Raw genomic sequence first — 8,056 nt, forward strand, 5'->3', positions numbered from 1 at the left:
GTGATCCGGGCGCCCGCGAACAGGCGTGACACCGGGCAGAGCTCGGCGGCCTCATCGACGATCCGGGCGAAGCGGTCGTCGTCCAGACCCTCGATCCTCGCGCGCACCTTCAGCGCCGACGTCGTGATGGTCGGCACGCCGTCGACGGCGTCGAAGGTGACGGTCGCCTCGACCGAGATGTGCTGCGGGGTGACGTCGTGCTCTCCGAGCCGCAGGGCGAACGCCATCGAGAAGCAGGACGAGTGCGCGGCGGCCGCCAGCTCTTCCGGGCTCGTCTTTCCCCCGGGCTGCTCGGTGCGCGCGGCCCAGGTCACGGGAAGCCCGTCCAGGGCGCCGCTGCTGCCCCCGGCGAACACGCCGCTGCCGGTGGCCAGCGCGCCCTCCCACTCTGTGCGGATACTGCGTACGGCGATGGGCACGGCGGCTCCTTCGAGTTCATCCAAGTTGTTCTTGTGAAAACTCTACACCGAGCCACTCCGCCATTTCGAGGAGTTCCGCGCGGACCATGTCGTGCTCCTCGGGCTCGAACGGCAGGAACTCGTGCACCGCGTTGACCCGCAGCACTCCCTTCCCGCGGTCGACCTCGGCATCGAGCATGCCGACGAACCGGTCGCCCAGGAGGATCGGGTGCGCGAAGTACCCGTAGACCCGCTGCGCCTTCGGCTTGAACTGCTCCAGCACGTAGGTGAACTCGAACAGCTCCTCGAGTCGCCTCCGGTCGAACAGCAGGCTGTCGTAGGGGTTCAGGAAGGCCACCCTGCCTCCGCCGTCGTCCTCGAGGGCGGCCAGCGCGTCGGGGTCGACCCGGTACTTCACGGTGCTGCCCTCCACCACGGCGGCCTCGCCGGTATCCTTTGCCACGCCGCTCCAGTACCAGTGCGGCTTGGTGAGACCCGCCGCCTGCAGGCGACGCTCGGCGAGAAGGCGGGATGCCGCGTCCTCGTCGTACTCCGGCAGATCCTTCGGATACACCCGCTCGGCAAGGTCCCATCGGCGGTGCCGGCCCTGGCGCCCGACCACCGCGACCTCCCCCTGCCGGGTGAGGAAGTCGAGCATGATCGGAACCTGATTCTTGCCGTACCAGCCGTCCGGCGGTCGGCTGACCTGCGCGGTGTCGGGGATGTCACCGGTCAGCAGGGGGCCCTCGGCCCGCAGGCGCGCGAGCACGTCGGCGCGGAAGGCCGAATTGGCCTCGAGCCACTGCCGGGTGCTCTCCCGCTGCGGCCACCGTCGCATGCCGGGCAGCATCAGCGGCAGGAGGCTGATGGGCCGGAACGCGCCGTCGAACTCGAACAGCTGGCGGTCGATCTCGGCCGCCTTCTGCAGCTGTCCATGCTCGTACGACCAGCCGATGCGCGAGAACAGCACCGTGTCTTCGCAGGGGGCGATCGTCGCGGTCGGGTCGATCTTGATGTAGCCGAGCTGCTCGGCGACCTCGACCACATCGCCGGGGCGATCGGCGTCCAGCAGCTGCGCGCGCACGATGATGCGGCGCGCCTGGTCGCGGGTGAGGACGTGCGTCACAGCTCGTACCGATGGCATTCGACGGGGATCGTGCCGCCGTCGATCGGGGCCTCGTACGAGAACGGGCCGGCATCCCGCCAGCCTTCGCGCTCGTAGAAGCGGCGTGCACGCGCGTTTCCGGTGACCACGGCCAGCCACGGCGTCGCGCCGGCCGCGCGCAGCCGGCGGGCGCCCTCGGCCAGGAGCAGGGATGCCACCCCGGTGCCGCGCGCAGAGGCGTCGACGAACAGCTGCTCGAGCTCGTCGCCGGAGAGGGTCACGAAGCCGACGACCTGGCCGCCCAGCTCGGCCACGACGGTGCGATCGAGCATCGCCGGGGTCCGGTCGACGAACGAGCGCGTCGTACGGTGCACGAGCAGCTCATCGGGGATATGCCCGACGTGTCCGTCACGCCACGCCGACTCCCACACCTGCGCCACCCGCGCGGCATCACCCGCCGTCGCGTCCCGCAGCGTCACGTCGCCGGCCATGCCCCTATCCTGCACCCCGCCTCCGACGCGCGCACGAGGGGCACCCGCAATCGGGTCACCGCCCCGATCGTCACTGTGCTCGTCGCCGGGTCGTGAGCTGACCCGCGAGCTCCCACACGCGGCGACCCGCCTCGGCATCCGAGATGCGGCGGAACGGGCGCCGCGCACGCGCCCGCCTGCCGGCGATCTGCAGCGGGCCGGACGGCGTGAAGAACATGGGGGCAGCGGCATCGGCGGTCGCCGCGGCGAGCGCCGGCAGCGCCGCGGCGGCAGGCGGGTTGCCGAGGTGGCGGACGGCGAAGTCGCGGACGCCGGGCCACACCCGCCGGCGGGCGTCCGGCGCGATCCGGGTCGCGGGCACCACGCCGGGATGGCACATGTGCACGGAGAGCAGAGGCTCGCGACGTGCCAATTCGAGGGCGAACAGGCCGAGCGCCGTCTTCGAGGAGCCGTACGCGCGAAGCGCGCCGTAGCGTCGCTCCCGCTGCAGATCGTCCCACCGCACGCCGAAGAACGCCGACGCCAGGCTCGACTGCACCACGACCCGCGCGGCGGAATCGCGCAGCCGGGGCAGCAGCCCCAGCACGAGGGCCGCGTGGCCGAGGAAGTTCGTCTGGAAATGCAGCTCGAAACCGTCGCCGGTGACGTGGCGGGCGGGATCTCCCAGCAGCACGACGCCCGCGTTCAGCACGACGAGGTCGAGCGGCGCCCCTCCGGCGACCAGGTCGGCGGTGCAGGCGCGCACCGAGTCCAGGCTCGCAAGGTCGAGGTCGCACAGCGCGAGTCGCGCCGCGGGCGCCTCGGCGCGGATCGCGTCGACCGCCTGTGCGCCGCGGTCCCGGTCGCGCACGGGCAGGACGACCTCGGCACCGCTCGCGGCGAGGCGCCGGGCGATCTGCAGCCCGACTCCGCTGCTGCCGCCCGTGACCAGTGCCCGCACGAGAACCGAGCGTAGCGCGGTGGCCGCCGGCATCCATTCACCGGAATGGACGGCACGGGCGTACGGTTGCACACGTCATGCAGCGCTTCGGAACCCTCTCGTTCGGCCATTACGGACCTCTCGGCGGCGGCCGCATGCTGACCGCCGCCGACTCGATACACCAGGCCATCGACCTCGCGCAGGGGATGGACGAACTGGGTGTGAACGGCGTGTACTTCCGCGTGCACCACTTCGCCCGGCAGCAGTCCTCGCCCATGCCGCTGCTGGCGGCGATCGCGGCGCGCACGAAGCGGATCGAGATGGGCACCGGCGTCATCGACATGCGGTACGAGAACCCGCTTCACCTCGCCGAGGAGGCCGCGGCCGTCGACCTCATCAGCGACGGGCGCCTCGCGCTGGGCGTCAGCCGCGGCTCGCCCGAGACCGTCGTGCGCGGCTACGAGGTCTTCGGGTACACCGGTTCGCAGGACCCACGCGGCGCCGACATCGCCCGTGCGCACTTCGACCTGTTCCTGCGCGCGATCGAGGGGGAGGGTCTGGCCGAGCCGGATCCATCGAGTCCTTTCGGCGGCGGCCCCGCGGCGGGCTCGGGGAGCGGCCGGCTTCGCGTCGAGCCCCACTCCCCCGGTCTGCGTTCCCGGATCTGGTGGGGCGCGGGCACCCGCGAGACCGCGGAGTGGGCGGGGCGCATCGGCGTGAACCTCATGTCGTCGACGCTGCTCACCGAAGACCGCGGCATCCCGTTCGACCTGCTGCAGGCCGAGCAGCTGGACGCGTTCCGCGCCGCCTGGCGCGAGGCCGGCCATGCCGGCGAGCCGCGCACCTCGGTGTCGCGGTCGGTGTTCCCCCTGGTCACCGCCGAGGATCACCTGTACTTCGGCGGGCGGCAGGAGAGCGGCGGGGTGGGCTACATCGACGGCTTCCGCTCGACCTTCGGCAAGACGTACGCGGCCGAGCCCGACGTGCTGGTCGAGCAGCTGAAGGAGGACGCGGCGGTGCAGTCGGCCGACACGCTCATGCTGACCATCCCCTCGCAGCTGGGCGTCGAGTTCAACCTGCGCGTGGTCGAGTCGTTCGCCACGCACGTCGCGCCCGCGCTGGGCTGGGTGCCGACCACGGCGTGACGGTCGTCTCAGCCGGCCCGCGCGTCGGGACGACGGCGACGGGACCGCCGCAGGGTCAGACCCGGACAGCCTCGGCGATGGGCGTGTCGCCGGAGTTGAACCGGATCGTGCGGTGCACGGTCGCGTCGTCGGCGAGGACGGCGGCGACCACCGCCGCCACGTCCGCCCGCGGCACCGAGCGCGACTCCGCGGCGTGCACGTCGATGCGACCCGTCGGGGGATCCAGCGTCAGCGAGGTCGGCGCGACGATGGTCCAGTCCAGCCCGCTGGCGTGCAGGTGCGCATCGGCGGCGGCCTTGGCCTCCGCGTAGGCGAAGAACGAGTTGCCCGGCGGGACGCCGTGGTCGATGCGCGCGCCGAAGTACGAGACCATCACGTAGCGGCGGACGTCGGCCGCGATCGCGGCATCCATCGACCGGATCGCCGCATCCCGGTCGACCGCATATGTGCGGGTCGGGTTGCCGCCCCCGGCGCCGGCGGACCAGACGACCGCGTCGTTGCCGGCCACGATGTTGGTGAGCTGGTCGAGGTCGAGCTCCTCGACATCGGCGACCAGGGGCGCTGCGCCCGTGGCCGCGACCTCCGCCTCATGATCGGGATTGCGGATGACGGAGGTGACCGTGTCGCCGCGGGCGACCAGCAGCGGGGCGAGCAGGAGGGCGACCTTGCCGTGCCCGCCGATGATGAGGATGCGCGCCATGTCAGGCCTCCGGATCGACGAAGTCTTCTGGTTCGATGTCGTCGAGGAAGCGCTTGAACTCGTCGAGGCGCTCGGACACGTCCTCTTCGGGCAGGAAGTCGGTGACCCCGGCGTCCTCCATCACCTCGTCGGCGACCCAGATCGGAGCTGCGGTGCGCGACGCGAGGGCGATGGCATCGGAGGGCCGCGCATCGACCACCTGCTCGCCGTCGGCGGTGGACACGGTCACCTCGGCGTAGAACGTGCCGTCCTCGATGCGCGCGACCGCGACCCGCACCACCTCGGCGCCGGTGACCTCGAGCAGCCGTCGCATCAGGTCGTGGGCGAGCGGGCGGGGGACGTCGGCGCCCTCCACCGCGATGAGGATCGACGTCGCCTCCATCTGGCCGATCCAGATCGGCAGCACCCGGCCCTCGCCGGGCAGCTCCTCGATGGGCTTGAGCAGCAGCACGTGCTGGCCCGATGCATCCAAGGCCACACCTGCCACGCGAACCTGAAGCATCCGAGCCTCCCTCCTGCCCATCGTAGGCACGGATGCGGTCTGCCGTCAGCCGGTCCGGCGAGCCCGGCCGGCGAGGGCGGCGACGAGGCGCCAGCCGACGAGGAAGGCGAGCAGGACGACGGATGCCACGACGACGAACGCCGGCTGCACCCCCTGCCCGTCGGCTGCACGCAGCAGCATGCCGCCCGCGACGGTGACCGCCCATACCGGCAGCCCGGTGCGCACCGGAGCCGTCGGCGCCCGCCACGCGAAGCTGATCGCCCAGCCCACGATGAGCGCGAGCAGGAACGGCCACGACGTGGTCCACAGCCCGGCCAGCGGATGCTCGTCGTGGCTGAGCCGGCCGATCACGGTGAAGACCACGACGAGGGCCGCGTCGAGGACGAAGGCGCCGATCAGCGGCTTCGCGGCATACGCGCGTCGCTCGTCGACGACGTCGTGCGGGCCGGTCACGCCCCGGCCAGCTCCGCCATCGTCTCGAGGGTGACGTTGGCCCGCTCGGGCAGCACGATGGGGTGGGTTCCGGCCATGTGCTCGATCACGCGCACCACCTGGCAGCTGTAGCCGAACTCGTTGTCGTACCAGACGTAGACGACGACATCGTCGTCGTCGGCGATCGTGGCCAGCCCGTCGACGATGCCGGCACGGTGCGAGCCGACGAAGTCGGTCGAGACCACTTCGGGCGACTCGATGTAGTCGACCTGCTGACGCAGCTTCGAGTGCAGCGACACGGCGCGCAGATAGCTGTTGAGCTGGTCGCGCGGCGCTGTGCGCTCGAGGGTCAGGTTCAGGATCGCGAGCGACACGTTCGGGGTGGGCACGCGGATCGCGCTGCCGGTGAGCTTGCCGGCGAGCTGCGGCAGGGCCTTGGCGACGGCCTTGGCCGCCCCGGTCTCGGTGATGACCATGTTCAGCGCGGCGGAGCGGCCGCGCCGGCTCCCCTTGTGGAAGTTGTCGATGAGGTTCTGGTCGTTCGTGTACGAGTGCACGGTCTCGACGTGTCCCCGCACGACACCGTAGGCCTCGTCGATCGCCGCGAGCACCGGGGTGATCGCGTTGGTCGTGCACGATGCCGCCGAAAGGACGCGGTCGTCGTCGGTGATGTCGTCCTGGTTGATGCCGAACACGATGTTCTTCACATCGCCCTTGCCCGGGGCGGTCAGCAGCACGCGCGAGACGCCCTTCGACTTCAGGTGCTGCTCGAGGCCCTCGCGGTCGCGCCACCGGCCGGTGTTGTCGACGACGATCGCGTCCTCGATGCCGTACGCGGTGTAGTCGACCGTCGAGGGGTCGTCGGAGTAGATGACCTGGATGAGCGTGCCGTTGGCCAGGATCGTGCTGTTCTCCTCGTCGACGGCGATCGTGCCGGCGAACGGGCCGTGGACCGAGTCGCGGCGCAGCAGGCTCGCGCGCTTGACGAGGTCGTCCTCGCTGCCCTTGCGCACCACGATGGCTCGCAGCCGCAGCCCCGCGTCGCTTCCGGCATGCCCCACCAGGAGGCGGGCGAGGAGCCGGCCGATGCGGCCGAACCCGTAGAGCACGACATCCTTCGGCCGGGCCGGGCCGTCTTCGCCGTCGAGGATCTCGACGAGCTCGCCACGCAGGAAGTCGACGAGGTCGGCCCCGTCGCCGCGGTCCACGTACGCCTGGTGGAGGCGGGCGATGTCGAGGGATGCCGGGCCCGGCTCGAGCTCGAGCAGCGCCTCGAGCACCCGGGTCGAGGCGTCCAGCGACAGCTCGTCGGCGCCGGCCTGGCGGGCGAACTTGTGGGCCTTCAGCAGGTCGATCGAGGAGAGGCCGATCAGCCGACGCCCGTGGATCGAGGTGACCACGCCGTGGTTGCGATAGAGGCCGCCGACGAGCGGGATCATCCGCTCGGCCTGCTCCTCGCGGGCGATCCAGTTGCGGCGGTGGGCGTCGACCGGGCTGTTCATGTGGCGCTCCTTCGCGCGCGGCGGATCCCGCCGGGCGCATATGACGACCGCGCGCAGCTCAGCGCGCGGGAGGAAAAGACGGGGTCACCCTCCATTCTACGATGACGCCCGCCCTGCAGACGCCGGGCGATTCCCACTCGGTGGTCTCGGCGCTGCCGCGACAGCGTCTCAGCGCGTGGTCGCGGCCGCCACGTCGACGACGCGATCGGGACGCGTGTACACGTTCATGGACGGGCCGCGCAGGAACCCCACGAGGGTCAGGCCGGATGCCTCGGCCAGCTCGACCGCCAGCGACGACGGCGCCGACACGGCAGCGAGCATCGGGATGCCGGCCATCACCGCCTTCTGGACGAGCTCGAAGCTCGCGCGGCCGGATACCTGCAGCACCGTGCCGCGCAGCGGAAGACGGTGGTTCAGCGCCGCCCAGCCGATCACCTTGTCGACCGCATTGTGCCGCCCGACGTCTTCGCGCAGCACCAGCAGGTCGCCGGTGAGGGCATCGAACAGAGCCGCGGCATGCAGGCCGCCGGTCTTGTCGAACACCGCCTGCTGAGCGCGCAGCTGCTCGGGCAGGCCCGTGAGCGTCAGCGCGCTGACCGTGCTGTCGTCGGCGGCGACGTCGTATGACGACACGGTCTCGACCGCGTCGATCGACGCCTTCCCGCACACGCCGCACGAACTGGTGGTGTAGAAGTTCCGGTTGGGCACCGGCGCCGGCACACCGGGCGCGAGCGTGACGTCGAGCACGTTGTACGTGTTGCCGTCCGCCCCGCTCCCCGAGCCTGTCGCGATCCCCGAGCCTGTCGCGCTCCCCGAGCCTGTCGCGCTCCCCGAGCCTGTCGCGCTCCCCGAGCCTGTCGCG

10 protein-coding genes are annotated in these 8,056 nt (G+C 71.5%); 1 reads left to right on the forward strand and 9 read right to left on the reverse strand.

The window, feature by feature from the left end; all coding sequences use genetic code 11:
- The 4 genes from ACIWQI_RS12915 to ACIWQI_RS12930 all read right to left on the reverse strand — a co-directional run.
- A partial coding sequence (locus ACIWQI_RS12915) for an OsmC family peroxiredoxin (protein WP_396657977.1) occupies window positions 1–419 on the reverse strand: 419 nt, incomplete at its 3' end.
- Between the two features lie 16 nt (window positions 420–435).
- Complete coding sequence (locus tag ACIWQI_RS12920) at window positions 436–1,524, reverse strand: DNA glycosylase AlkZ-like family protein (RefSeq protein WP_396657979.1); 1,089 nt, start codon at window positions 1,522–1,524, stop codon at window positions 436–438.
- On the reverse strand, window positions 1,521–1,994 hold the full coding sequence (locus ACIWQI_RS12925; RefSeq protein WP_396657981.1) for a GNAT family N-acetyltransferase: 474 nt from the start codon (window positions 1,992–1,994) through the stop codon (window positions 1,521–1,523). The genes ACIWQI_RS12920 and ACIWQI_RS12925 overlap by 4 nt, the downstream gene beginning before the upstream one ends.
- 70 nt (window positions 1,995–2,064) lie before the next feature.
- A complete protein-coding gene (locus tag ACIWQI_RS12930) occupies window positions 2,065–2,934 on the reverse strand; it encodes an SDR family NAD(P)-dependent oxidoreductase (protein WP_396657982.1) in 870 nt (289 codons plus the stop codon).
- 77 nt (window positions 2,935–3,011) lie between these two features.
- Between ACIWQI_RS12930 and ACIWQI_RS12935 the strand changes: the two genes are divergently transcribed.
- Window positions 3,012–4,058: an LLM class flavin-dependent oxidoreductase gene (locus ACIWQI_RS12935; protein WP_396657983.1), complete on the forward strand. Its 1,047-nt coding sequence runs from the start codon at window positions 3,012–3,014 to the stop codon at window positions 4,056–4,058.
- A gap of 55 nt (window positions 4,059–4,113) precedes the next feature.
- Here the strand turns inward: ACIWQI_RS12935 and ACIWQI_RS12940 are convergent, their stop codons facing one another.
- The 5 genes from ACIWQI_RS12940 to fdhD all read right to left on the reverse strand — a co-directional run.
- Window positions 4,114–4,758: an NAD(P)H-binding protein gene (locus ACIWQI_RS12940; protein ID WP_396657985.1), complete on the reverse strand. Its 645-nt coding sequence runs from the start codon at window positions 4,756–4,758 to the stop codon at window positions 4,114–4,116.
- A gap of 1 nt (window position 4,759) precedes the next feature.
- A complete protein-coding gene (locus tag ACIWQI_RS12945) occupies window positions 4,760–5,260 on the reverse strand; it encodes a bifunctional nuclease family protein (protein ID WP_396657986.1) in 501 nt (166 codons plus the stop codon).
- 45 nt (window positions 5,261–5,305) lie between these two features.
- A complete protein-coding gene (locus ACIWQI_RS12950; RefSeq protein WP_396657988.1) occupies window positions 5,306–5,713 on the reverse strand; it encodes a DUF3054 domain-containing protein in 408 nt (135 codons plus the stop codon).
- Entirely contained in the window at window positions 5,710–7,194 is a 1,485-nt protein-coding gene (locus ACIWQI_RS12955) for a glyceraldehyde-3-phosphate dehydrogenase (RefSeq protein ID WP_396657989.1), read from the reverse strand. The genes ACIWQI_RS12950 and ACIWQI_RS12955 overlap by 4 nt, the downstream gene beginning before the upstream one ends.
- A gap of 168 nt (window positions 7,195–7,362) precedes the next feature.
- Window positions 7,363–8,056, reverse strand: a 694-nt coding sequence (fdhD, locus tag ACIWQI_RS12960) for a formate dehydrogenase accessory sulfurtransferase FdhD (RefSeq protein WP_396657991.1), incomplete at its 5' end; no start/stop codon positions are given.

Source organism: Microbacterium sp. (genome assembly GCF_044508325.1).
GTDB lineage: Bacteria > Actinomycetota > Actinomycetes > Actinomycetales > Microbacteriaceae > Microbacterium.